Below are 22,360 nucleotides of genomic sequence, written 5' to 3' on the forward strand. Positions count from 1 at the left end.
CACAGCGCAAGATTTTGTGTCTAAGATTACAGGTAGGGAGCAAAATCAGATCGCCGCTCCTTGCATCACATCAATGGCGTTTCAGGGGGTTATCATGGGCATCTTTGAACATTACCAACAGCGCTATGAAAAGAAACTCGAAGAAGAATATTCACTGCAAGAGTTTCTTGAAATCTGCAAGCAGGATAAAAGCGCATACGCCACCGCGGCCGAACGTTTACTCTTGGCTATCGGTGAGCCCGAACTTATCGACACTTCCAAAAATTCAGTTCTGAGCCGCATCTTCTCAAATCGGCTTATTTCCCGCTATCCGGCCTTCAAAGACTTCTTCGGCATGGAAGACGCCATAGAGCAGATAGTGGCTTACCTTAAACATTCGGCTCAAGGGCTTGAAGAGTCGAAGCAAATTCTCTATTTGCTGGGTCCTGTGGGCGGCGGTAAGTCCTCTCTGGCCGAAAAACTCAAGGCGTTGATGCAGAAAGTCCCTGTGTATGTGCTCAGTGCCGACGGGGTACGCAGCCCGGTTAACGATCATCCATTTTGCCTGTTCGATGCAGACGAAGATGGCAAACTGCTTCAGGAAGAGTACGACATTCCAACCCGTTACCTGCGTACCATCATGTCGCCTTGGGCTGTTAAACGCCTGCACGATTATGGCGGCGATATCAGTCGCTTTAAGGTGGTCAAAGTCTTCCCCTCGGTGCTCGATCAAATCGCCGTGGCAAAAACCGAACCCGGAGATGAAAACAACCAGGATATTTCGTCGTTGGTAGGTAAAGTGGATATCCGCCAGTTGGAACACTTTGCCCAAAACGATGCCGATGCCTACTCCTATTCAGGTGCGCTGTGCCGCGCGAACCAGGGCCTGATGGAATTTGTGGAGATGTTTAAGGCGCCCATCAAGGTACTGCACCCGCTGCTGACTGCCACTCAGGAAGGAAACTACAACGGCACCGAGGGCCTGTCGGCTCTGCCCTTCAGCGGCATTATCCTTGCCCACTCCAACGAATCTGAATGGTCGAGTTTTAAAAATAATAAAAATAACGAGGCCTTCCTCGACCGTGTTTATATCGTTAAGGTGCCCTACTGCCTGCGGGTATCGGAAGAAATCCAAATCTACAAAAAACTTATCATCAATTCAGAGTTGTCCGAAGCGCCATGTGCCCCGGGCACTCTGGAAACACTGGCTCAATTCAGCGTACTTTCACGGCTGAAAGTCCCTGAAAACTCGTCTATTTATTCCAAGATGCGGGTCTATGATGGTGAGAGTCTCAAGGATACCGATCCCAAGGCCAAGTCCTATCAGGAGTACCGAGACTACGCCGGTGTTGACGAAGGCATGAACGGACTCTCGACCCGCTTTGCCTTTAAAATCCTCTCCAAGGTATTTAACTTTGACCATACCGAAATCGCGGCTAACCCTGTGCACCTATTCTATGTACTGGAGCGTCAGATTGAAGCCGAGCAGTTTCCCGGCGAAACCGCCGAGCGCTACCTTGAGTTCCTGAAAGGATATCTCATCCCCAAATACGTCGAATTTATTGGGAAAGAGATCCAGACAGCTTATCTGGAGTCTTACTCCGAGTACGGACAGAACATATTCGATCGTTATGTCACCTATGCTGACTTCTGGATCCAGGATCAGGAATACCGTGACCCTGAAACAGGTCAACTGTTTGACCGCGCTGCACTCAATGCTGAACTTGAGAAAATCGAGAAACCCGCCGGGATCTCTAATCCCAAAGACTTCCGTAACGAAATCGTTAACTTCGTACTGCGGGCACGGGCCAACAATGAGGGTAAAAACCCCACCTGGACCAGCTATGAAAAACTCAGAACTGTCATCGAGAAGAAGATGTTCTCCAACACCGAAGATCTGCTGCCGGTGATTTCCTTCAATGCCAAAACCTCCACAGACGATCAGCGCAAACACGATGACTTTGTCAATCGCATGATGGAGAAAGGCTACACCAAAAAACAAGTGCGTCTGTTGTCTGAATGGTATCTGCGGGTTCGTAAATCGTCTTGATACCAATACCCGCCTGCTCGCAGGCGGGTTGCTGGATTTGGGGAGGTGCGTATGGCGAACTTTATCGACAGGCGACTGAATGCCAAGGGTAAGAGTACCGTTAACCGTCAGCGTTTTATTAATAGATACAAAAAGCAGATAAAAAAAGCCGTCAGTGACGCGGTAACCCGTCGCAGTGTGACCGATGTGGACAAGGGGGAACAAATCAGTATCCCGACCCGGGATATCACTGAGCCCATGTTCCATCAGGGGCGGGGCGGATTCCGTGAACGTGTCCATCCAGGGAACGACCAGTTCACCCGGGGCGATAGAATAGACAGACCCCCTCAGGGCGGTGGCGGTCAGGGAAGTGGTCAGGGTGATGCTTCTGATTCCGGTGACGGTCAGGACGACTTTGTATTCCAGATCTCCAAAGATGAATACCTAGAATTGCTGTTTGAAGACCTTGAACTTCCTAATCTTCAACGTAATCGCCTGAATAAACTGGTGGAATATCAGGTTCAACGAGCGGGTTACACCAATGATGGCGTACCGGCCAACATCAGTATTGTGCGGTCGCTTCGTTCATCGCTCGCACGCAGGACAGCCATGACTGCGGCGAAAAAAAGACATCTTAAAACACTTGAGGCTGAACTTGAGGAGCTGGAAAACACGCCAGGCGCCAACGCCGACCGCATACTGGCGCTTAAAACCGAAATTGAAGCGCTTCGTAAAAAAATCGATGCGGTTCCTTTTATTGATACCTTCGATCTGAGATACAACAACTTTACCAAACGTGAAGTGCCATCCAGCCAAGCGGTGATGTTCTGCTTGATGGATGTGTCCGGCTCAATGGATCAGGCTACAAAGGATATGGCCAAGCGCTTTTATATCCTTCTGTATCTCTTTCTCACCCGGACTTATAAAAACCTGGAGGTGGTGTATATACGTCACCATACCCAAGCCAAAGAGGTCGACGAGCACGAGTTTTTCTACTCTCAGGAAACCGGTGGCACCATCGTCTCGAGCGCCCTTAAGTTGATGGTCGAGATCCAAAAAGAACGCTATCCGGCAGAGGAATGGAACATCTATGCCGCCCAGGCCTCGGATGGTGATAACTGGGCTGATGACTCCCCTACTTGCCGGCAAATACTGGAGAAACAAATACTGCCAACTGTTCGCTATTTCAGCTACATAGAAATTACAAACCGTGCCCATCAAACCCTGTGGCGCGAATATGACTCCCTAAGACAAGTGTATGACAACATGGCCGTACAGCACATTCGCCAGGCAGAAGATATCTATCCTGTGTTCCGAGAGCTGTTCAAAAAGCAGGCGGTATAAGGGGGCTTTATGGGAAAACGCACACCTTTAAGCGACGGACCGGATTGGACCTTTGAACTGTTGGAAGAGTACCAACGGGAAATTGAGCGGGTTGCAGCGCACTATCGGCTCAACACTTACCCAAATCAAATTGAGGTTATCACTGCCGAGCAGATGATGGATGCCTATGCTGGCATCGGTATGCCCATAGGCTACACCCACTGGTCTTTTGGCAAACGTTTTATTCAAACAGAACAAAGCTACAAGCGAGGCCAAATGGGGCTCGCCTATGAAATTGTTATCAATTCCAATCCCTGCATCGCCTATTTGATGGAAGAAAACACCATCACCATGCAGGCATTGGTGATGGCCCATGCTTGCTACGGCCACAACAGCTTTTTCAAAGGCAATTACCTGTTCAAAACCTGGACCGATGCCAGCTCAATTATCGACTATCTGGTCTTTGCCAAAAATTACATTGCAGAATGCGAACAGCGCCACGGTGTCGATGCCGTGGAAAATGTAATCGATTCCTGTCATGCCCTAATGAACTATGGTGTTGACCGCTACAAACGCCCGTCCGAAATATCATTCCGCGAAGAAAAAGCCCGCCAGAAAGAGCGTGAGGAATACCTGCAAAGTCAGGTGAATGACCTTTGGCGCACCATTCCGGTCAGCCAGGTCGAAAAAGTCCAGCCCAAAAAACGTTTTCCTGCTGAGCCTCAGGAGAACATTCTCTATTTCATTGAGAAGCACGCACCACTGCTTGAACCATGGCAAAGGGAAATCGTACGCATTGTCCGCAAGATGGGGCAGTATTTTTATCCCCAGAAGCAAACCCAGGTGATGAACGAGGGCTGGGCCACCTTCTGGCACTACACCATTTTGAATCACCTCTATGATGAAGGTCTGGTGACCGACCGTTTTATGCTGGAATTCCTGCAAAGCCACACGGGTGTGGTCGCACAACCCGCTTACAACAGTCGCTATTATTCCGGCATTAACCCCTACGCCCTCGGATTCAATATGTTCACCGATATCCGCCGGATCTGTGAAAACCCCACAGAGGAAGACAGAGCCTGGTTCCCTGAAATTGCCGGCAGCAATTGGCTCGATACCCTGCACTTTGCCATGGAAAACTTTAAAGACGAGAGTTTTATCAGCCAATATCTGTCGCCGGCCATGATAAGACAGTTCAAGCTTTTCGGGATTGTGGACGACGAGCGAAAAAACTATCTGTCTATTTCAGCTATCCATGATGAGGTCGGCTATCGGGAAATTCGGCAAACCATGTCACAGCAATACAACCTCTCCAATCTTGAACCCAACATTCAGGTGCACAGGGTTGAGGTAATGGGCGATCGCTCCATGACATTAAGGTATGTTCCTTTCAACAATATTCCACTGGCAGACGATTACAGGGAAGTGCTGAAACACCTTCATCGATTGTGGGGTTTCACCGTGGTGCTTGAACAGGAAGAAAGTGATGGCACCATCAAGGAGCTGGCACGCTGCCCCCCACGAGATGAAGAGGGACACTCGGTGAAAATATAAAAAAACGCAGCCTGATGGCTGCGTTTTTTATGCCGCTGAAAGCATTAACCGTGTGGATCCTGATTAATATCAGCGGGCATGGCGTCTTTCAGCTTTTGCCACATTTTGCCGCTGTTAATGCCATAGCTTCGCATCAGCGCCGGTACTTCCCCGTACGCATGACGCTTTGCCAGCTTTTCCAGCTCAATATAAAAATCCATCGCCAACTTTCGTGCTTCAGCGCTGGAGAAGTAATAGCGGCCTACCCGACTGTAAAGTCCTTTAAAACCGTTCAGGATTAACACATAAAGCGGGTTACCCGATGAAAAGGCTAGCGTGTGATGCAAATCGTAATCGAACTCAGCATATGCTTCAGCCGAATCTTCCATACCATGGATACGGGCAAGGATTTCTACTGCGGTTTCTGGATTGTGACGCAGTGCGCCACGGAAATAGATAGCGCTGACATTCGTTCGGGCCGATAACAACTGGTCAACCAACACCGGAAACCCCTCAGGATTCAAGTCCGCAATGGTTTCCAAAATATTCAGGCCTGACGTTTCCCAGAAATTATTTACCCGGGTTGGCTTACCGTGCTGGATAGTGAGCCAGCCATCGCGGGCCAAACGCTGCAACACTTCCCTCAATGTGGTACGGGTTACACCGATAAGCTCTGAAAGCTCACGCTCGGCAGGAAGAATGGAGCCAGGGGGAAATTTATTTTCCCAAATGGAACGCACTATGTATTTCTCTGCGAAACTCGCAGGACCTTTGGCATTGATTATCATCAGCCCCAATTTCCAGTGGTTTAACCTCGTGTTGGGCACTGATCATACCAGAGCGGTAAAAAATGAAAACCTAAAGCGTGCTATTGAACAATTTGAATTGGCCTCAAATCACATTGTTGTTTAAAAAGACATCGAACGATGTCGTTTATCTGCATTTTTTGTAATTGAGATCAGTTTTTTGCCACCTTCTGTTGTGGTTAGCGGATTACTTTAGGTTAAGGTTTAGGCTAGACTGAAGTACGTGTCAGTTCCGCTATACTAATAAATAATAAACCTCATTAATTATCAAGCATATGGAGAGGGGAAAATGCCATTGACTCTTGGGCAGTCACTGTTTGCCAACTTTCTGGGTAATTCGCCCAGATGGTATAAGTTCGCGATCCTGTCGTTTCTGGCGATAAATCCGATACTCTTTTACCTGAACCCCTTTATTGCAGGTTGGGTTTTGGTTATCCAGTTTATTTTCACCCTGGCCATGGCCCTTAAATGTTATCCCCTGCAGCCCGGTGGTTTGCTTGCCATTGAAGCCGTGATCATCGGCATGACCAGCCCCACACAGGTGTTACACGAAATCCAGGCCAATCTGGAAGTACTGCTGCTTCTGGTGTTTATGGTCGCTGGCATCTACTTTATGAAACAGCTGCTGCTGTACGCCTTCACCAAGATGTTGACCAAGGTACGTTCGAAAATCGTCGTATCCATGCTGTTTTGTATTGCGTCGGCGTTTTTGTCGGCCTTCCTCGATGCCCTTACTGTCATTGCGGTGATCATTACAGTGGCTGTGGGTTTCTACTCTATCTACCATAAAGTGGCATCGGGTAAAGACTTCAGCTCCGATCACGACCACACCTCGGAAGCACCGGAGCAGCTTAACGAAAGCGAGCTTGAGTCATTCCGTGGATTTTTGCGTAACCTCTTGATGCACGCCGGTGTGGGTACTGCCCTTGGTGGCGTGTGCACCATGGTTGGCGAGCCCCAAAACCTCATTATCGCAGCTCAGGCCAACTGGCAATTTGGCGAATTTGCCATTCGCATGTCACCTGTCACTGTGCCGGTGTTTTTTGCCGGGATCTTGACCTGTTTTATCGTGGAAAAATTTAAATGGTTTGGTTACGGCGCCAAACTGCCTGAGGCTGTACATAAGATCTTGAGCGAATACGATGCATACGAAGATGCCCGCCGCACACCTAAAGATAAGGTCAAGCTCATCGTACAGGCATTGGTGGGTGTTTGGCTGATTGTAGGTCTTGCATTCCACCTCGCATCAGTAGGCCTGATTGGTCTCTCTGTGATTATCCTTAACACCGCCTTCAACGGCATTACCGACGAGCATGCTCTGGGTAAAGCGTTTGAAGAAGCCCTACCCTTTACGGCGCTGCTGGCGGTATTCTTTGCAGTAGTAGGGGTTATTATTGACCAGCAACTTTTCGCGCCGGTTATCCAGTGGGCACTCAGCTACGAAGGCAATGTACAGCTGGTTATCTTCTACATCGCCAATGGCCTGCTCTCTATGGTCAGTGACAACGTGTTTGTGGGTACCGTGTATATCAACGAGGTGAAGGCTGCGCTGCTTAATGGGCAAATTACCCGTGACCAGTTTGATTTGCTGGCCGTTGCCATCAACACTGGCACCAACCTGCCATCTGTGGCCACCCCAAATGGTCAGGCTGCCTTCCTGTTCCTGCTGACCTCAGCCCTGGCTCCGCTCATTCGCCTGTCCTATGGTCGCATGGTGATGATGGCTCTGCCATACACCATAGTGCTGTCTATCGTAGGCATCCTGGCCATTGAATCGGGCTTTCTCACCGATATGACCCAGTATTTCTATGACAGCCATCTGATTAACCATCACACCGCAGCGGAAGCTGCAGGCAAGGCTCTGGGTGGACATTAATTCTCTGGATTGACTGAACTTAGCTGCTTAAGTAAAGTCAGAAATAGCCCGCACTCTTGTGTGCGGGCTTTTTTATGGACATTCCACCCATGGAGACCCTATGCAAAGCCTGATTTCGTTTGCCCACAGCCGTCTGTCCTGGGGCATTCTCGCCTTAAGCGCCCTCGCCCTGGAATCTGCCGCACTCTATTTTCAGCACATTATGAAGCTCGACCCCTGCGTCATGTGTATTTATCAGCGAGTTGCCGTATTCGGTCTGCTTGGTGCAGGTCTATTTGGGTTCATGGCGCCGGCTAATAGGGTTATTCGCGCGCTTGGTGCGCTTCTGTGGGGGATTTCCGCTGCATGGGGACTTAAGCTTGCGCTTGAGCTGGTTGATATGCAAAACAACCCTAACCCATTTTCAACCTGCTCATTCCTGCCGGAATTTCCGAGCTGGTTACAATTGCATGAATGGCTACCCAGTGTGTTTATGCCCACAGGTATGTGCACCGATATTCCCTGGGAGTTTGCCGGGGTCACCATGGGTGAATGGATGATAGTGGCTTTCAGCGTGTACTTGCTTGCCTGGCTCGCGTTTATCGTGCCAATGCTGAAGAAGTCTGCCTGAAACACACCTTGTTGATTTTATTTGGGTGTGGTCAACAAGGCCCTTCAATAAAAAACGCCCTCTATGGGGCGTTTTTTAATCGACATCTTTAAGTGGCCAAAGCACGATATGGTCTTCCAGATATCTCACCTTGGTTTCGCAAACGGCCTTGCCTTTCACCGACATACCCGCAGCATGCATCGCCTCTTTTGAACCTGTGACAAGCGGGTGCCAGCTGGGCAAATCCCTGCCTTGAAACAAGCGGACATAGGCACAGCTATCCGGCAACCAGGTCAAACTGGCGATATTATCAGGTGTAATAGCCGCGCAGCCCGGAACGAAAGTAAAGCGTTCGCTGTAATGACGACAATGACAGGCATCCCGGTCAAGCAACTTACAAGCCGCGTTGGTGTAATACAGCTCATCAGTTTCGTCATCAATGATTTTATTGAGACAACATTTACCACAACCGTCGCAAAGAGATTCCCATTCTTCAGGATTCAGCTCTTCCAGACGTTTGGTTTTCCAAAATTCCATCACAACAGACTACCGGCATACGTGAACAAACGCAGCATTATACCTTATTCGCCCAGTTGAAACTTGATGCGATCCGAAAGATGCACCACCGCCAGGGCAAAATAGTCACTGTCATGCCAACGTTTGAGCGCAAGATAGTTGTCGTAAACCAAATAGACCCTGCCTTTAGGTCCATCGGGCATGACCATCTCGACCTTCATATCGGCCCTGGCAGGTAAATCGGTGCCATCAAAGCGCCTTACCCCCAAGGCCTGCCACTGGGAAAAGGACTTCTTATTCCCTGCGGCAGCCTGAGACATATCAAAATCGCCAGGAATTTTAACCTGACGTCCCCAGGTTTCATCTTCACGCCAACCGGCCTGTTGCAGCGAGTAAGCAAGCGTTGCAAATACATCCGCAGGATTGCTCCAGATATCGGCTTTGCCATCATCATCGCCATCTTTTGCTGCTGACAAAAAGGCCTGAGGTAGTAACTTGGGCTGCCCCATGCGGCCATCGGGTGTCGCAAGCAAGTCATCGGGCTGCCAACTGCTGCTGTCGATTATTTTGAGAGCAGCAAAAAACTGTTCACGAAAAAAGGCTTCCTTCTCTTTATTGAAGGCCTTTGACGCGGTGACAGACAATACAGGGTACACACCGGACTCTCGGCCATAGCGGGACTCAAGCCCCCAAAGCGCTACGATAAAGCGCGGCTGAACACCATATTGCTTACCAATACGGTTCAGGGTTTCTGCATGCCCCTGATATTGAAATTTTGCTTCGTCTACGAGGGCATCATTCAGGGTTTGTGGCAAAAAAGTATCGAGATTAGTCGCTGGCGCTGCTGCGGGTTCACCCGTATCACTCTTCGCGAGGCGAAACTCCTTAATCTTTGGGAAAACAGTATCTAAGGTTTGCGGACGGATTTGGTTTTGGCTGGCGGCCACGTCTTTAAGACCAGCCAGATAGTCGGCGAAACCGCCACTGTCTGCGCTTTGCGCCATCACAGTGGCAGACATCAGTGCCAACGCTGATAGGGAAGTACAGAATATTGACTTCACAGTTTCAAACGCCTCCTGATGGGTATGATGAATCCTTTATCAATCCTCTATGCCTAAATCGCGGCGGTGTTGCGTCAGTAAATTATCTTTAGGGGGTGGCAATTGCAAATAATAGCCTTTTTGAGCGAGTTCGCTGCGCACTTTGTCGATATCGGCAATCCCAAGCTTCTCTTTCCTGTCGAGCGGCAACAGCATTACCAGCAAAGGTGTACCAAACATCTGTAATAAAGGCTCTGGCACCTGGCTGAAATCATCTCTTTTGGGTACGAATAAGTAGGTTTCTTGCTTACGGCTGCTTTTATAAACGGCACATATCATAGGTGGGTCAATTTCCGAAAATATCAAACTTGCCAGTGATTGGGGCACACTATAACATGGGCTCTTTAGAAAAAAATGCAGATCAGCGCGAGACTGATTAATTTCTGGAGCAGATTACGGGGATGCGAAAAGCAAGCCTTGAATTAAAGGGATCTTCTTTTACGCTGTCGGTATTGCATATCAATACCTCCGATTTGGACAGCATCACCTTGGACCTCGACAAGAAACTGGCGCAAGCGCCACAGTTTTTTATCGGAGCCCCTTTGGTACTGAATCTATCCGCCGTCGAAGACGGAAAATTGGACTTGGCAGCACTTAAAGATCTGCTGGTATCACGTCAACTGGTGATTGTTGGTGTGACCGGCGCCAGTGAAGCACTGTCTGAGCAGGCCAAGGCCTGTGGGCTTGCCTCGGTCAAAGCCGGTAAGCAGACACAGATGCCCTCTCCCCCATCCGAGCCCAGAACCACCCGTATCGTGCGGCAAAACGTCCGTTCCGGGCAGCAGATCTACGTTAAAAATGGCGATTTGATTATCTTCGGCGCCGTCGGAAACGGCGCCGAGGTGATTGCCGATGGCAGTATTCATATTTACGGCGCACTCAGGGGCAAGGCCATGGCCGGTGCCAATGGCGAGCGGGATGCAGTTATCCTGGCCAGCCACCTGGAGCCCGAACTTATTTCCATCGCGGGTCAATACTGGCTGACTGAAAATTTACAAAAGCATGGTGTGACCGCGAAAAGCGGCTGTGTGCGCCTCGATGGTGACTCACTAACAGTAGAAGCACTGCCATTGTGATGGGGCAGAATTAAGGGATAAAAATTAGCATGGCACAGATTATTGTTGTCACTTCCGGAAAAGGCGGCGTAGGTAAAACCACATCAAGTGCCGCCATTGCCACAGGTTTGGCCCTCCGTGGTCATAAAACTGTGGTGATAGACTTTGATATCGGGCTGCGTAACCTTGACCTTATCATGGGCTGCGAGCGCCGGGTAGTATATGATTTTGTTAACGTAATCAATGGTGAAGCCAATCTTAATCAGGCAATGATCAAAGACAAGCGCAGTGAAAATCTGTTTGTACTGCCAGCTTCGCAAACCCGCGATAAAGATGCCCTCACCCGCGAAGGTGTCGGCAGAGTACTGGATGACCTCGCCAAAGACTTTGAATACATCGTCTGTGATTCGCCAGCCGGCATCGAGACAGGCGCCCTGATGGCACTGTATTTCGCCGATATCGCGATTGTTACCACTAACCCTGAAGTCAGCTCAGTGCGTGACTCTGACCGCATTCTTGGCATACTGCAAAGCAAGTCACGCAGGGCTGAGCAAAATCTTGAGCCAATCAAGGAATACTTGCTGCTGACTCGCTACTCCCCAACCCGGGTGAAAAATGGTGAGATGCTGAGCGTCGCAGATGTTGAAGACATTCTGGCCATCGATTTGCTGGGCGTGATCCCCGAGTCTCAGGCCGTACTTAAGGCGTCGAACTCCGGGGTCCCTGTGATTGTTGACCAGGAAAGTGACGCTGGTCAGGCGTACAGTGATACCGTTGCCCGTTTGTTGGGTGAAGAACTCCCACTTCGCTTCGTCACCGAAGAGAAGAAGGGCCTGTTGAAAAGGATTTTTGGTAGCTGATTATGTCTTTACTCGATTACTTCAGAAGCAACAAAAAAGCCAGCTCAGCGTCCCTTGCCAAGGAACGTTTGCAGATTATCGTGGCACATCAACGCACTGAACGCGGCGCACCGGACTACTTTCCGCAGATGAAACAGGAAATTATCGAAGTGATCCGCAAGTACGTTTACATTTCGGAAGAACAGGTCTCTGTGCAGCTGGAGCAAAATGACGACAACCTGTCAGTGCTTGAGCTTAACGTTACCCTGCCGGAACGTTAATCGACTCAGTGGTTTATGTTGCTCATAGCTGATTTCAAGGCAGCCCTCAACAGGCCGTGAAGTCGCTGTGCTTAGGCTAACATTGACGGGTTACAAAAAAGCCGCCCTTCGGCGGCTTTTTTACTGTGTTTTTCTGATATCCCAACTGATTGCTATGACGTGAAGCAGCTTAATCATCGCGGCTTAAGCATTGCAGCATATCTATCACCGAGGTTAGGGTTCCAGTACCAAAGCTTGCAGTACGTCAGTTGCGAGTTTCCCGCGCCATCCCTGCAGCAACAGCGGCGTATCCTCTGCATCACCTTGCCAGCGATACTCGAGATATTCGTGGATATGACGTTTTGAGCAGAAAAGCTCGCTCGGTAACCCTTCACGCTCACAAATCTCGGTGAGCGCGGCCTTGATGTTTTTAAACGCCTGCTTATAAGCGGGCTTGAGTGCAATCACATCAATGGCGGCCGGTGGATTCTCCACATCGGCCTTTTGCAACACTTTCAGGATGTCCTTGCCGTGAATGCGTTTCTCATGCTCAGAGAGATCGTTGATTTTCAATAAATCACTGATGGAGCGAGGCGGCTTTTTCGCAAGGGCAATCAGGGCGTGGTCTTTAATCACAAAGCCAAGCGCAAGGTCCCGGTCAAGTGCGCGCTCCAACCGCCAGGCTGCCAGCACTTTCAGGTAGGCCAATTGCTTCGGGGTCAGCTGAAATGCGTTCTTCACCTTAAGATATGCCGTTGCAGCCTCAGGGCGCTGCAAACGCCCTTCTGTCAGGCGGGCGCCTTCCTCCAGTACCCAATCGAAGCGGCCCAGCGTTTTAAGCTTTTGTTCAAGCTGAGGATAAAGCTGGTACAGATAGAACACATCATTGGCGGCGTACTGCAGCTGGGCATCGGTCAGAGGGCGCTTTATCCAGTCTGTACGGGATTCTCCCTTGTCCAGGGTCTGCCCCAAACATTCTTCGACCAGTTTGGCATAGCCAAGTCCATGGCCCATCCCACTGAGCGCGGCCGCAATCTGCGAATCAAACAGGGGGGTGGGCTGAACCTTGCCATAACGGGCAAAGACTTCCAGATCTTCAGAGCAGGAATGAACCAACTTAAGGATATTCGGGTTGGTAAGCAGCGCCCAAAAGCCAGATAAATCCTGAATATCGAGCGGGTCTATCAGGGCCAGAGTATTGCCATCGTATACCTGAATTAGACCCAACTTGGCGTAATAGGTACGGGTACGCACAAACTCGGTGTCCAATACCAATAATCGGCTTTGGCTGTATTGGTCGACCAAAGCGGTCAGCGCTTCATCGTCCTTTACGTAGTGAAACTCCAGCAAACCCCTCTCCCCTTATCTTGGCTCATGGCAATAAAAAACCGGCTTTACGCCGGTTTTTCTATCACGCCTTGTTAAGCTCCTCGTTTCTAAGCTCTCGGCGCAATATTTTACCCACGTTGGTCTTAGGTAACTCATCGCGGAATTCTACCAGCTTAGGAACCTTATAGCCCGTTAAATGATGCTTGCAGTGCTTGATAACATCGCTTTCGGTCAAAGATTTGTCTTTGGCTACCACAAAGACTTTAACGATTTCACCACTGGCGTCATTGGGCACGCCGATGGCGGCGACTTCAATCACTTTCGGGTGCATGGCAACCACATCTTCCACCTCATTGGGAAACACGTTGAAGCCCGACACCAGGATCATGTCTTTCTTGCGATCGACTATGTAGAAAAATCCCTGTTCATCCATGTAACCGATATCACCGGTGGCAAGCCAACCATTGGCATCTATTACTTTGGTGGTTTCTTCCGGGCGTTGCCAGTAGCCTTTCATCACTTGGGGACCTTTGGCGAAGAGTTCACCTGTTTCGCCCTGGGGCAGAACATTCCCATCATCGTCACGCACCTGCATCAGGGTCGAAGGCGCCGGGAAACCAATAGAACCGTTGTAACCTTCAAGGTTATAGGGGCAGCAGGCCACCAGCGGCGAAGCTTCTGTCAAACCATAGCCCTCAAGCAAGCGGGTTTTGGTGATACTCTGCCACTTGTCGGCGACCGCGCGCTGCACCGCCATACCGCCGCCAATAGACAGTTTAAGGCGAGAGAAATCCAGCTGGGTAAACTCTTCGTTGTTCACCAGGGCGTTAAAGAGCGTATTCACCCCGGTCAGCGCGGTAAAAGGATACTTGCGCAGGTCCGATATAAAGGCCGGAATGTCACGGGGGTTGGTAATAAGCAGGTTTTGTGCGCCTTTATGCAGGAACAGCAAGCAATTCACCGTTAAAGCAAAGATGTGATAAAGCGGCAGAGCCGTGACCACAAACTCCTTACCATCGGCCAGCAGCGGCGCATAGGCTCCATTAGCCTGTAATACGTTGGCAACCACGTTACCGTGGCTCAGCATGGCGCCTTTTGATACGCCCGTAGTGCCACCTGTGTATTGCAAAAACGCCAGTGTATCTATGTCGAGCTCTGGCTTGACATACTGCATACGGCGGCCTTTTTGCAGGGCGCTCCTGAAGGAAATAGCATGTGGCAAATCGTACTTGGGCACCAACTTTTTGATGTACTTCACCACAAAGTTCACCAAGGTACGCTTGGGCGCGCTCAGCAAGTCGCCAAGCCCAGTAATAATGACGCTTTCTACCGGCGTGTCGTCCACAACCTCTTCAAGGGTGCGGGCAAAATTTGACACGACTACGATGGTTTTCGCTCCAGAATCAATCAGTTGATGCTTAAGCTCCCGCGGGGTATACAGCGGATTGACGTTCACCACCACTAAGCCTGCACGCAGCACACCAAACAGTGCAATGGGGTATTGCAGCAGATTGGGCATCATCAGCGCGACCCTGTCACCCTTCTTAAGACCAAGCTCGTTTTGCAGGTAGGCGGCAAAGGCGCGGCTGCGCTCTTCCAGTTTACGGTAGGTCAACACCGCACCCATGTTAATAAAGGCTGGTTGATCGGCGTAATCCCTCACCGCCTGTTCAAACATGTCGACCAAACTGTCAAATCTGCCCGCATCAATTTCAGCAGGCACATCGTGTGGCAAATGATTAATCCAAGGCTTGTCCACAAAAGTCTCCTAAAACCCCGAGGTAACGGCGACGCTTGTCCAAGCGTCTAAGGTTCGCCGATACGGTTGTTTTAACTTGTTATTATTACTTACGCACGAAAATCATACGGGCGTTTAAATTTTTGACAATCATCACATAATTGCGCTTAAAAGCCCAGCCCCTTTTTAAGGCTTATCCGCAGGTGCTCAGAAAGTGACGAATAGCATCGGCGGTGGTCTCCGGGTCGGACATATGAAGATGATGATCGCCTGCGATAGTGTGCACCTGCAGCTGCCGATAGAGGGGGCGTGCATGCTCCAACGCCTCGTGCAGCTTAGCAAATCCCTGCTCTCCCATCAGTAACAGGGTTGGCATTTCCAGACCTCTGATAAACGCCTCAGCGTGAGCCGGTGTGAGCCTGAGCGGTGAATCGAGCTTGAGTCGGGGGTCAGTTTTGTTATACCAGCCTGCGTGGTCGCCCCCACTGCGATATTCAAAATTACGTGCCAGAATCAACTCACAGGCCGTTTTATTGAGTCCGGTCAATCTGTGTCTTGCCTCGACTATGGCATCCAGACTGGTATAAGCCTTTGCCTGCTCGCCTGTGGTCTTTTTTTCGGATAAGGCTGTGTGAGATGCAAAACTATCCACCAGCCGCTTCTGACTCTTGCCCGGCCTCTCACTGAGCGGCCCAAGCGCTTCTATCAGGATCAGCTTTTTACAGGCATCCGGGTGGGCGGCTACGTAAGCGCTGGCGACTATACCGCCCAGTGAATGACCAATAATGGCCACAGGCCTGTCACCGCGAACCATTAAAAACTGTAACAGTGCGTGCAAATCATAAAGGTAGTCTATCCAGTGCAGGGGATACTCCCCTGGCCTGTGGGCTGACCGTCCATGTCCCGGCCAGTCAATGGCCAACAGTCTGACATCCTTCAATGAGGCCGCGAGCGGCGCAAAACTCTGGGCGTTATCAAGCCAACCGTGAAGTGCCAGCACCAGTGGCTTGGATTGCCCATGCCCCTGCGAGTCCGGTTTGGCACCGTCACTCGCCGTGGAACCATGTTGCCACCCGGCCAGCCTGATATGAGGCAAGGCGAGTTCCAGCTCTTGAAACTCATTCGTCATTAAAACTCTCGCTTAGTTATTACTGCCGCTCTCTCATCCCAACACTGACCTACAGTGAAAAATGCCGACACCGGCGGTGTTCCGGTATCGGCATTTCCCGGCATGGGCAATGACTTAAAGTCGTGTTAACGGTGCTCATAGGCCCCTTTAAACACGTGAGTCAATCCAGCTCAACGCTCGGCCGGTTTCACAAACTTAAGGGTCATACGGTCACTCTCGCCGATGGCCAGGTAACGGGCCTTATCCGTATCACCTTTACGGAGTGATGGCGGCAAAGTCCAGACACCATCAGCATAGTCTTTGGTGTCACGGGGATTCGCGTTAACTTCACTCTTATCTGCCAGCACAAAGCCTGCCGCTTTGGCTAAACGGATCACTTCGTTTTCTTCCATGTAGCCTGACTTAAGACTCATACCCGGCTTGGCCCTGTGTTCCACTACGCCGAATACACCGCCTGGCTTTAATACATCAAAGGCGGCGCTGAGCACCATCTCCGCTTGACCGGCCATAGCCCAGTTATGCATGTTGCGGAACGTCAGCACCACATCGGCGCTACCGCTTTCACCCAATGACGTTTTATGAGGAGGGTCGAAGGTTACAGTTTTCGCATTCCCTACCTTATCGGCATGGGTTTCGAGCCAGCCTTCCAGCGCCTTACCGAGACGAATACGATAGGCAGGGCTATTAGCCTCGGGGGCGGGGTTGGTTTCAAAATTCGCAGCGACATACTGGCCATTTTCATTAAGCAATGGTGCCAGAATTTCAGTATACCAGCCGCCACCGGGCCAGAACTCCACCACGGTTAGGTTGTCCTTTACACCGAAAAAGCTCAGCGTCTCAACAGGATGACGATACTGATCGCGCTCAACATTGGCGGGTGTACGCAGACTGTTTAGAGCCGCCTCTTCCAATGTCATGGCATGTGCCATCCCTGTCAGTCCGGCCCAGGATACCAGGCCCGCTACCAGCAATTTTTTCATCATGTTCTCCTTGAAATACATCGAAATACCTTACTAATACTGGCACCGAAGCTAACAAGGCTCAGGGGGTTTTCCAAGGGGAATTCATAATTTGTTGCAATTGACCAGGGCATTAACCCGACGCCAACAAAGCCAGAGACATGCCGCAGCAAGCACCAGCCAGGATGCAATCCACAAGGCAGGCGGTAACCAGATAAAGTTGCTCAGAAGCACGGCATCCCCCTGCTCCTCAAGCCCCCACAGATAGGTTGGACTATTAAGGGCGTTCAAAAGCACTATGAGAGCCAACAGCCTTAGAAACATAACCAGCCACGGCGCACTTGCAAGCTTCAAAGGCAGAAAAAATAATCCTGCCAAAACCAGTAAAATGCCCATGGTCAGCACATCACGGGCGTAAAACAGCAAGACCACCAACACCATCACCCCAAGCAAAGCAAACGCTGGCTTTATGCCCCTGGGCCAGGTCGCCATAACAAACAGCGTCAGTCCCCAAAAGGCCGCGCCTGCATAACCGCTGAACCCTATGACCACAGGCATTCCCCCGCCTGAGAAACACAGCCCAGCACCGTTAGGAAACAACTGGATATGGCTTACTGTTCCACCTGTCAGAAGGGTCGCCAACGCATGTGACAGCTCATGAAAAAAGCTTTCCAGCCACTTGAAGGGGATGCCGAGGTAGGGAATATGGGTGATAAAAGCTGCGACAGCCAGTTCCAGCAGGAATACACCACGTCCGGGATGAGGGCTTATGGCAGTACGCTCAGAGGTTAGATTCACTTTTTTGATGTCAGGCATAGAGATCTATGCCGACCATGGCACGGATTTGATCCCGCCGCTCGCCGTGCTGAGTTAACAAATACTCAGCAATGGCGCCGCGGCTTTGGGGCGTTTCATCATAGTTAAGCTGTTGATTAGGCGTGAATCCGCTATCCCAGGCCGCCATGAGTGTGCTTGCCTGCGCGCCGATAACGCTGGGGGACTGCTCAAGGCTTTCGTCACCTTGGGGTGAAGACGCAGGCAAAGCGCGCGGTATTAGGGCACTTGCCCCAAAAAACGCAATTTGTGCAGCGTTAATCACCATATCAGCGAGTCCTCAACTCATTCCCGGCCGGGCAATTTCTTCCAGGCCACAGTATCGCGCAGATACACAGGCGCCAAATCATCCACACTGGTGTGCAGCCCCTGTGCGATGCCTTGTTTGGCTAGCGTCAGCATAGCCTCTGCGGCAGGAAATTTCACCTCAGTGCTGAGCTCAAGGCCATGCCCCAGGGTCAAAAGCTCAGGGTAAGCATCAAAACCGGTGCCGCAGGCAAGCCTTACTCCATCAGATACTTTCACCATGGCTGGCGGCAATACAGCTTCTTCACCCACCAAGGTTGCTACGCCATCATGCATCCGGTACTCACCCACATAGACTTCCGCCATGCGCGCATCGATGGCGCACAGCACCCGGGTTTCACCGCTCTTTTCCATCGCTTCCTGCGCCATGGCGGCCAGGGTAGAAATACCAATCACCGGCAGCTCGCGACCAAGTGCCAGGCCCTGGGTCATGCTGGTACAGATACGAATGCCGGTAAAACTGCCGGGGCCACGGCCGTAGGCAATGATGTTGACATCGCTAATGCTGAGCCCGGCATCGTTCAAGAGCCCATCTATCATGGGCAGCAGGCGCTGGCTGTGCTCACGGGGCGCGTCGGCCATATCGGCATAGGTTACCCCCTTGGCATAGAGCGCGGCGGAGCAGGCTTCGGTGCAGGTATCGAGCGCGAGGATCACCGGGTTTTCAGGCAGTGCAATAGGCTGCGTCATGGGCAATGAGTTTCCAATATCGTTTGGCCACAGAAAGGTGGCCCTATCGTTAATAGCAATGATTTTACCCGATAAAACACGGCCCATAAAACGGCTAACGCCAGCAGTCGGACTAAATTCAGTCAATAGCGGCTAAAAAAGCGCAGGCCTCATCCAAATCACGGGTGCGGGCCATGGGCGGCAGCGATTGCAAAAATGCCTGACCATAGGGCCGGTTGACCAGGCGGTTATCGCAGATCACCAGTACCCCACGGTCGGTTTCATCGCGGATAAGCCTGCCAGCCCCCTGTTTCAGCGCAATCACCGCCTGGGGCAGCGAAATTTCCAGAAAGGGATCGCCACCTCTGGCCTCAACCCGACTGGCGCGGGCTTTGTAGAGACTGTCATCCGGCGAAGCAAAGGGGAGCTTATCGATAATGACGCACGACAGCAGCTTACCACGCACGTCAACCCCTTCCCAAAAGCTGCCAGTGCCAAGCAGCACGGCCTCTCCCAACTGTCTGAATTTGGACAGCAATTGCTGCTTACCGCCCTGCCCCTGCACAAGCAAAGGGTAATGGCAGCGGCCCACCAACGAGCGCGCCACGGCCTCCATCATCCTGTGACTGGTAAAGAGGATAAAGGTGCGGCCCTTGGCGGCCCTGATCAGCTTGAGGCATACCTCGGTGAGCTGGCACACCATAGCGTCCTGATTGGCCACACTGCCTAAACGGCGCGGCACGCACAAAAGCGATTGCCTGGGGTAATCAAAGGGACTGTCGAGCAGCACTTCTTTACACACTGCGGATTTGGCACCTGCCCCGGATTGGCTGCGTTTAGCTGATACAGGCTTCGCAGAAGTCAGCCCAAGCTCTCGGGTAAAAAATTGCAGGCTTCGTTCCACCTGCAAGGTCGCAGAGGTAAACACCCAGGCGGTGTCTTCGCTGAACAACTCGCTGCACGCCTTCGCGATGTCGATGGGTGAAATACGCAGCATCAGATGACGCTCACCGATATCTATGCTGTAGGCAGAGCCCGGATCGTCACAGGCAATGAAGCGCTCAAGCTTTTGCTTAAGCTCCGGCAGCTTAACGGCAAAGTCATCAAGTGGCTCACTGCGGCCCACATTGGCAAGCAGCAAGGCTTCCAGTGCCGATAACTCGGCAATCAGCTCGCCTGCCGCCAGCGCCGCCGTCTTATCTTTCAGCAGTTGCCGAAAATCACTGCTGCCAGCATCCAACAAGCAATTTTGCCAGGCATCCAACTTAATCCGGGCACGTTGTGGCAACAGCTTAAGTCCCTGGGTATCGCCAAGCTCGCCTTCGGTAAGCCGCTCTATCCCGTCCAGCAGCCGCCGCAGGCTGCCGGTAGAAAGCTGAGCGCCAAAATACTGCATAGCGATATCAGGTAGCAGGTGCGCCTCATCGAAAATCACCGCATCCACATCGGGTAAGAGTTCGGCAAAGCCTGTGTCTTTCAATACCCTGTCTGCAAAAAACAGATGATGGTTCACCACAATCAAGCGAGCATTCATCGCGCGGGCGCGGGCTTTCCGGGTAAAGCAATCTTCATAGAAGGCGCAGCGCTGGCCGGTGCAGCTATCCTGTGTGCTGGCTACCAAACTGATGGCACGGGCATCTTCGGCCACTCCGGTCAGATTGCCAAGGTCGCCATCTTCAGTGGTTTGCGCAAACTGATTGAGTTTGAGCAAATCATCCAAAAGCTTCTCATCGTGACTGAAAGCCGCTTCCATTTGTGCTGCCATCAGCCGCTGGCACAAATAATTGCTGCGGCCCTTTAAAATGCTCACTGGCAGGTGGAGCTTAAGCATCTCCAACAGGGCTGGTAAGTCTTTATAAAAGAGCTGCTCCTGCAGATTTTTACTGCCGGTACTGACAATGACCTGCTTGCCACTTAAAAGCGCGGGCACCAGATAAGCAAAGGTTTTTCCCACACCGGTGCCCGCCTCGAGCACCAGCTTATGGGTATGACTCAAGCAGGACGCCACTTCCTCAGCCATCTGCTGCTGCACCTCACGACGCCGGTAACCGCGGATAAAACGCGACAGCAGCCCACCTTCATCGAAGACGGCCTGTGTGCGGGTTATCAGGTTGTTGGCAGCGGATTGGGAAGACAAGCAGGCTCCAGCATTGAAGTGATTCACCTTTTGGTTGAATGCATTATGCCGATTTCACTGACTGCCACAAGAAAAGTGTTCAACACACACCAAAGACAGCTTCTTATGTATGAATATTCATGCAAAGCTGAACTTTTTTAATATTGACGAAAAACGCCCTTGCAAAGCATCCTGAAAGCCTTTAGTGTAAAAAGCGTCCGATAAATTCGGCCAGACACTAAATGTAAAGAGCGCACGGCGCCATACACAGGATTAAAGACACATGTTCCAGCTTTCGACTGCCAAGCACCATCATCACCATCATAAGCGGTAGCCTTCGGAAGCTCACTGCCGAAGGTGCATTCCTTCTGGCGGTCATGATCTAAAGTTTCAGGACAACCCCCGGAAGGAATTCCGGGGGTTTTTCTTTGCACCAAAGTTTTTGATTTTAAACATTACTTTAGATACAGGATATTTCGCCATGACTGCCAGACTGAGAATCGCCATTCAAAAATCCGGACGCCTGTCCACCGAGTCCCAACAGCTGCTGAAAAGCTGCGGGGTAAAATTCAGCGTGAATGAACAGCGGCTTATCGCCCACGCCGACAATATGCCCGTGGATATTTTGCGGGTGCGCGACGATGACATCCCCGGCCTGGTGATGGATGGTGTGGTCGATTTAGGCATAGTCGGTGAAAACGTGCTGGAAGAAGAGCAGCTTGAGCGCGACTGCCTGGGCAATGCCTCTGACGTCGTTAAGCTCAGACAACTGGACTTTGGCGCCTGCCGTCTGTCGCTGGCGGTACCGACCGAATTTGTCTATGGCGATGCCAGCTCACTGGAAGGCCTTAGGATCGCGACCTCCTACCCCAACCTGCTCCGCCGTTTTATGCAGAATAAAGGCATATCCTATCAGGACTGCCAATTAAAAGGATCTGTGGAAGTGGCGCCCCGTGCTGGCCTTGCCGATGGTATCTGCGATCTGGTGTCGACCGGTGCCACCCTCGAAGCCAACGGCCTGTACGAAACTGAAGTCATCTTCCGCTCCATGGCTTGTATTATTCAGTCCACTACACCGCAAAGTGATACCAAGCAGGCACTTATCAACAAAATCCTCTCCCGGGTCAATGGGGTTATCCGTGCCCGTGAAAGCAAATACATCCTGCTGCACGCCCCAACAGAAACCCTGGAGCAAATCGTCGCCCTGCTGCCCGGCGCCGAAAACCCAACCGTACTGCCGCTGAACGACGAAACCAACCGTGTTGCCATCCACGCGGTCAGCACCGAAGACTTGTTCTGGGACACCATGGAAGAACTGACGGCCCTCGGTGCCAGCTCGATTCTGGTGATGCCAATCGAAAAAATGATGGGGTAA

At 51.2% G+C, this 22,360-nt stretch carries 21 protein-coding genes; 9 read left to right on the plus strand and 12 right to left on the minus strand.

Annotation, left to right across the window (positions count from 1 at the left end):
* The first annotated feature begins 94 nt into the window (after positions 1–94).
* The 3 genes from SAMA_RS10050 to SAMA_RS10060 are packed head-to-tail and all read left to right on the plus strand — an operon-like array spanning position 95 to position 4,885.
* Positions 95–2,029, plus strand: a complete 1,935-nt coding sequence (locus SAMA_RS10050; protein WP_011760034.1) for a PrkA family serine protein kinase — start codon at positions 95–97, stop codon at positions 2,027–2,029.
* 51 nt (positions 2,030–2,080) lie between these two features.
* Positions 2,081–3,352 carry a YeaH/YhbH family protein gene (locus tag SAMA_RS10055; protein ID WP_011760035.1) on the plus strand — a complete coding sequence of 424 codons (1,272 nt, stop codon included), beginning with the start codon at positions 2,081–2,083 and terminating at the stop codon, positions 3,350–3,352.
* A gap of 9 nt (positions 3,353–3,361) precedes the next feature.
* On the plus strand, positions 3,362–4,885 hold the full coding sequence (locus tag SAMA_RS10060) for a SpoVR family protein (protein ID WP_011760036.1): 1,524 nt from the start codon (positions 3,362–3,364) through the stop codon (positions 4,883–4,885).
* 44 nt (positions 4,886–4,929) lie between these two features.
* Here SAMA_RS10060 and fadR read toward each other — a convergent pair whose 3' ends face one another.
* Positions 4,930–5,652 (minus strand): fatty acid metabolism transcriptional regulator FadR, encoded by a 723-nt coding sequence (fadR, locus tag SAMA_RS10065; RefSeq protein ID WP_011760037.1) that lies wholly within the window; start codon positions 5,650–5,652, stop codon positions 4,930–4,932.
* 307 nt (positions 5,653–5,959) lie between these two features.
* Here fadR and nhaB point away from each other — a divergent pair, with 307 nt between their 5' ends.
* Together nhaB and dsbB are read left to right on the plus strand one after the other, a co-directional pair.
* Complete coding sequence (gene nhaB, locus SAMA_RS10070; RefSeq protein WP_011760038.1) at positions 5,960–7,546, plus strand: sodium/proton antiporter NhaB; 1,587 nt, start codon at positions 5,960–5,962, stop codon at positions 7,544–7,546.
* A gap of 100 nt (positions 7,547–7,646) precedes the next feature.
* The gene (dsbB, locus tag SAMA_RS10075) at positions 7,647–8,156 is read left to right on the plus strand and encodes a disulfide bond formation protein DsbB (RefSeq protein WP_011760039.1); all 510 of its coding nucleotides are present in this window, start codon (positions 7,647–7,649) and stop codon (positions 8,154–8,156) included.
* Between the two features lie 75 nt (positions 8,157–8,231).
* Here dsbB and SAMA_RS10080 read toward each other — a convergent pair whose 3' ends face one another.
* From SAMA_RS10080 to SAMA_RS10090, 3 genes are read right to left on the minus strand one after another with little or no spacing between them, the layout of a single operon-like run.
* Positions 8,232–8,672, minus strand: a complete 441-nt coding sequence (locus SAMA_RS10080; protein ID WP_011760040.1) for a YcgN family cysteine cluster protein — start codon at positions 8,670–8,672, stop codon at positions 8,232–8,234.
* A 44-nt stretch (positions 8,673–8,716) separates the two neighbouring features.
* A complete protein-coding gene (locus SAMA_RS10085) occupies positions 8,717–9,712 on the minus strand; it encodes a lytic murein transglycosylase (RefSeq protein ID WP_011760041.1) in 996 nt (331 codons plus the stop codon).
* A gap of 39 nt (positions 9,713–9,751) precedes the next feature.
* Positions 9,752–10,030 carry a YcgL domain-containing protein gene (locus tag SAMA_RS10090; protein WP_011760042.1) on the minus strand — a complete coding sequence of 93 codons (279 nt, stop codon included), beginning with the start codon at positions 10,028–10,030 and terminating at the stop codon, positions 9,752–9,754.
* A 122-nt stretch (positions 10,031–10,152) separates the two neighbouring features.
* On the opposite strand from SAMA_RS10090, the gene minC reads away from it, so the two are divergent.
* Genes minC through minE form a run of 3 tightly spaced genes read left to right on the plus strand, consistent with a single transcriptional unit; the run spans position 10,153 to position 11,926 of the window.
* On the plus strand, positions 10,153–10,827 hold the full coding sequence (gene minC / locus SAMA_RS10095; RefSeq protein WP_011760043.1) for a septum site-determining protein MinC: 675 nt from the start codon (positions 10,153–10,155) through the stop codon (positions 10,825–10,827).
* A 29-nt stretch (positions 10,828–10,856) separates the two neighbouring features.
* The gene (gene minD, locus SAMA_RS10100) at positions 10,857–11,666 is read left to right on the plus strand and encodes a septum site-determining protein MinD (protein ID WP_011760044.1); all 810 of its coding nucleotides are present in this window, start codon (positions 10,857–10,859) and stop codon (positions 11,664–11,666) included.
* 2 nt (positions 11,667–11,668) lie between these two features.
* Positions 11,669–11,926: a cell division topological specificity factor MinE gene (gene minE, locus SAMA_RS10105; RefSeq protein ID WP_011760045.1), complete on the plus strand. Its 258-nt coding sequence runs from the start codon at positions 11,669–11,671 to the stop codon at positions 11,924–11,926.
* A gap of 213 nt (positions 11,927–12,139) precedes the next feature.
* Here the strand turns inward: minE and rnd are convergent, their stop codons facing one another.
* The 8 genes from rnd to SAMA_RS10145 all read right to left on the minus strand — a co-directional run bounded on the left by rnd (position 12,140) and on the right by SAMA_RS10145 (position 21,006).
* The gene (gene rnd, locus SAMA_RS10110) at positions 12,140–13,255 is read right to left on the minus strand and encodes a ribonuclease D (RefSeq protein WP_011760046.1); all 1,116 of its coding nucleotides are present in this window, start codon (positions 13,253–13,255) and stop codon (positions 12,140–12,142) included.
* A gap of 61 nt (positions 13,256–13,316) precedes the next feature.
* Complete coding sequence (gene fadD / locus SAMA_RS10115; protein ID WP_011760047.1) at positions 13,317–14,993, minus strand: long-chain-fatty-acid--CoA ligase FadD; 1,677 nt, start codon at positions 14,991–14,993, stop codon at positions 13,317–13,319.
* Positions 14,994–15,165: 172 nt separating this feature from the next.
* Positions 15,166–16,101 (minus strand): alpha/beta fold hydrolase, encoded by a 936-nt coding sequence (locus SAMA_RS10120; RefSeq protein ID WP_011760048.1) that lies wholly within the window; start codon positions 16,099–16,101, stop codon positions 15,166–15,168.
* Between the two features lie 170 nt (positions 16,102–16,271).
* Positions 16,272–17,084, minus strand: a complete 813-nt coding sequence (locus tag SAMA_RS10125) for a class I SAM-dependent methyltransferase (RefSeq protein WP_041410337.1) — start codon at positions 17,082–17,084, stop codon at positions 16,272–16,274.
* 81 nt (positions 17,085–17,165) lie between these two features.
* The gene (locus tag SAMA_RS10130) at positions 17,166–17,876 is read right to left on the minus strand and encodes a M50 family metallopeptidase (RefSeq protein ID WP_011760050.1); all 711 of its coding nucleotides are present in this window, start codon (positions 17,874–17,876) and stop codon (positions 17,166–17,168) included.
* Entirely contained in the window at positions 17,869–18,162 is a 294-nt protein-coding gene (locus SAMA_RS10135) for a hypothetical protein (RefSeq protein WP_011760051.1), read from the minus strand. Before SAMA_RS10135 ends, SAMA_RS10130 begins: the two co-directional genes overlap by 8 nt.
* 17 nt (positions 18,163–18,179) lie before the next feature.
* A complete protein-coding gene (tsaB, locus tag SAMA_RS10140) occupies positions 18,180–18,890 on the minus strand; it encodes a tRNA (adenosine(37)-N6)-threonylcarbamoyltransferase complex dimerization subunit type 1 TsaB (protein ID WP_011760052.1) in 711 nt (236 codons plus the stop codon).
* Between the two features lie 118 nt (positions 18,891–19,008).
* Positions 19,009–21,006 carry an ATP-dependent DNA helicase gene (locus tag SAMA_RS10145; protein WP_011760053.1) on the minus strand — a complete coding sequence of 666 codons (1,998 nt, stop codon included), beginning with the start codon at positions 21,004–21,006 and terminating at the stop codon, positions 19,009–19,011.
* A 460-nt stretch (positions 21,007–21,466) separates the two neighbouring features.
* Between SAMA_RS10145 and hisG the strand changes: the two genes are divergently transcribed.
* Complete coding sequence (gene hisG, locus SAMA_RS10150; protein WP_011760054.1) at positions 21,467–22,360, plus strand: ATP phosphoribosyltransferase; 894 nt, start codon at positions 21,467–21,469, stop codon at positions 22,358–22,360.

It is taken from the genome of Shewanella amazonensis SB2B (genome assembly GCF_000015245.1).
Lineage (GTDB): Bacteria > Pseudomonadota > Gammaproteobacteria > Enterobacterales > Shewanellaceae > Shewanella > Shewanella amazonensis.

Coding starts and splice junctions, on each gene's coding strand:
- SAMA_RS10050 (WP_011760034.1), top strand. CDS start 95: ATGGGCATCTTTGAACATTACCAACAGCGCTATGAAAAGAAACTCGAA.
- SAMA_RS10055 (WP_011760035.1), top strand. CDS start 2,081: ATGGCGAACTTTATCGACAGGCGACTGAATGCCAAGGGTAAGAGTACC.
- SAMA_RS10060 (WP_011760036.1), top strand. CDS start 3,362: ATGGGAAAACGCACACCTTTAAGCGACGGACCGGATTGGACCTTTGAA.
- fadR (WP_011760037.1), bottom strand. CDS start 5,652: ATGATAATCAATGCCAAAGGTCCTGCGAGTTTCGCAGAGAAATACATA.
- nhaB (WP_011760038.1), top strand. CDS start 5,960: ATGCCATTGACTCTTGGGCAGTCACTGTTTGCCAACTTTCTGGGTAAT.
- dsbB (WP_011760039.1), top strand. CDS start 7,647: ATGCAAAGCCTGATTTCGTTTGCCCACAGCCGTCTGTCCTGGGGCATT.
- SAMA_RS10080 (WP_011760040.1), bottom strand. CDS start 8,672: ATGGAATTTTGGAAAACCAAACGTCTGGAAGAGCTGAATCCTGAAGAA.
- SAMA_RS10090 (WP_011760042.1), bottom strand. CDS start 10,030: ATGATATGTGCCGTTTATAAAAGCAGCCGTAAGCAAGAAACCTACTTA.
- minC (WP_011760043.1), top strand. CDS start 10,153: ATGCGAAAAGCAAGCCTTGAATTAAAGGGATCTTCTTTTACGCTGTCG.
- minD (WP_011760044.1), top strand. CDS start 10,857: ATGGCACAGATTATTGTTGTCACTTCCGGAAAAGGCGGCGTAGGTAAA.
- minE (WP_011760045.1), top strand. CDS start 11,669: ATGTCTTTACTCGATTACTTCAGAAGCAACAAAAAAGCCAGCTCAGCG.
- SAMA_RS10120 (WP_011760048.1), bottom strand. CDS start 16,101: ATGACGAATGAGTTTCAAGAGCTGGAACTCGCCTTGCCTCATATCAGG.
- SAMA_RS10125 (WP_041410337.1), bottom strand. CDS start 17,084: ATGATGAAAAAATTGCTGGTAGCGGGCCTGGTATCCTGGGCCGGACTG.
- SAMA_RS10130 (WP_011760050.1), bottom strand. CDS start 17,876: ATGCCTGACATCAAAAAAGTGAATCTAACCTCTGAGCGTACTGCCATA.
- SAMA_RS10135 (WP_011760051.1), bottom strand. CDS start 18,162: ATGGTGATTAACGCTGCACAAATTGCGTTTTTTGGGGCAAGTGCCCTA.
- tsaB (WP_011760052.1), bottom strand. CDS start 18,890: ATGACGCAGCCTATTGCACTGCCTGAAAACCCGGTGATCCTCGCGCTC.
- hisG (WP_011760054.1), top strand. CDS start 21,467: ATGACTGCCAGACTGAGAATCGCCATTCAAAAATCCGGACGCCTGTCC.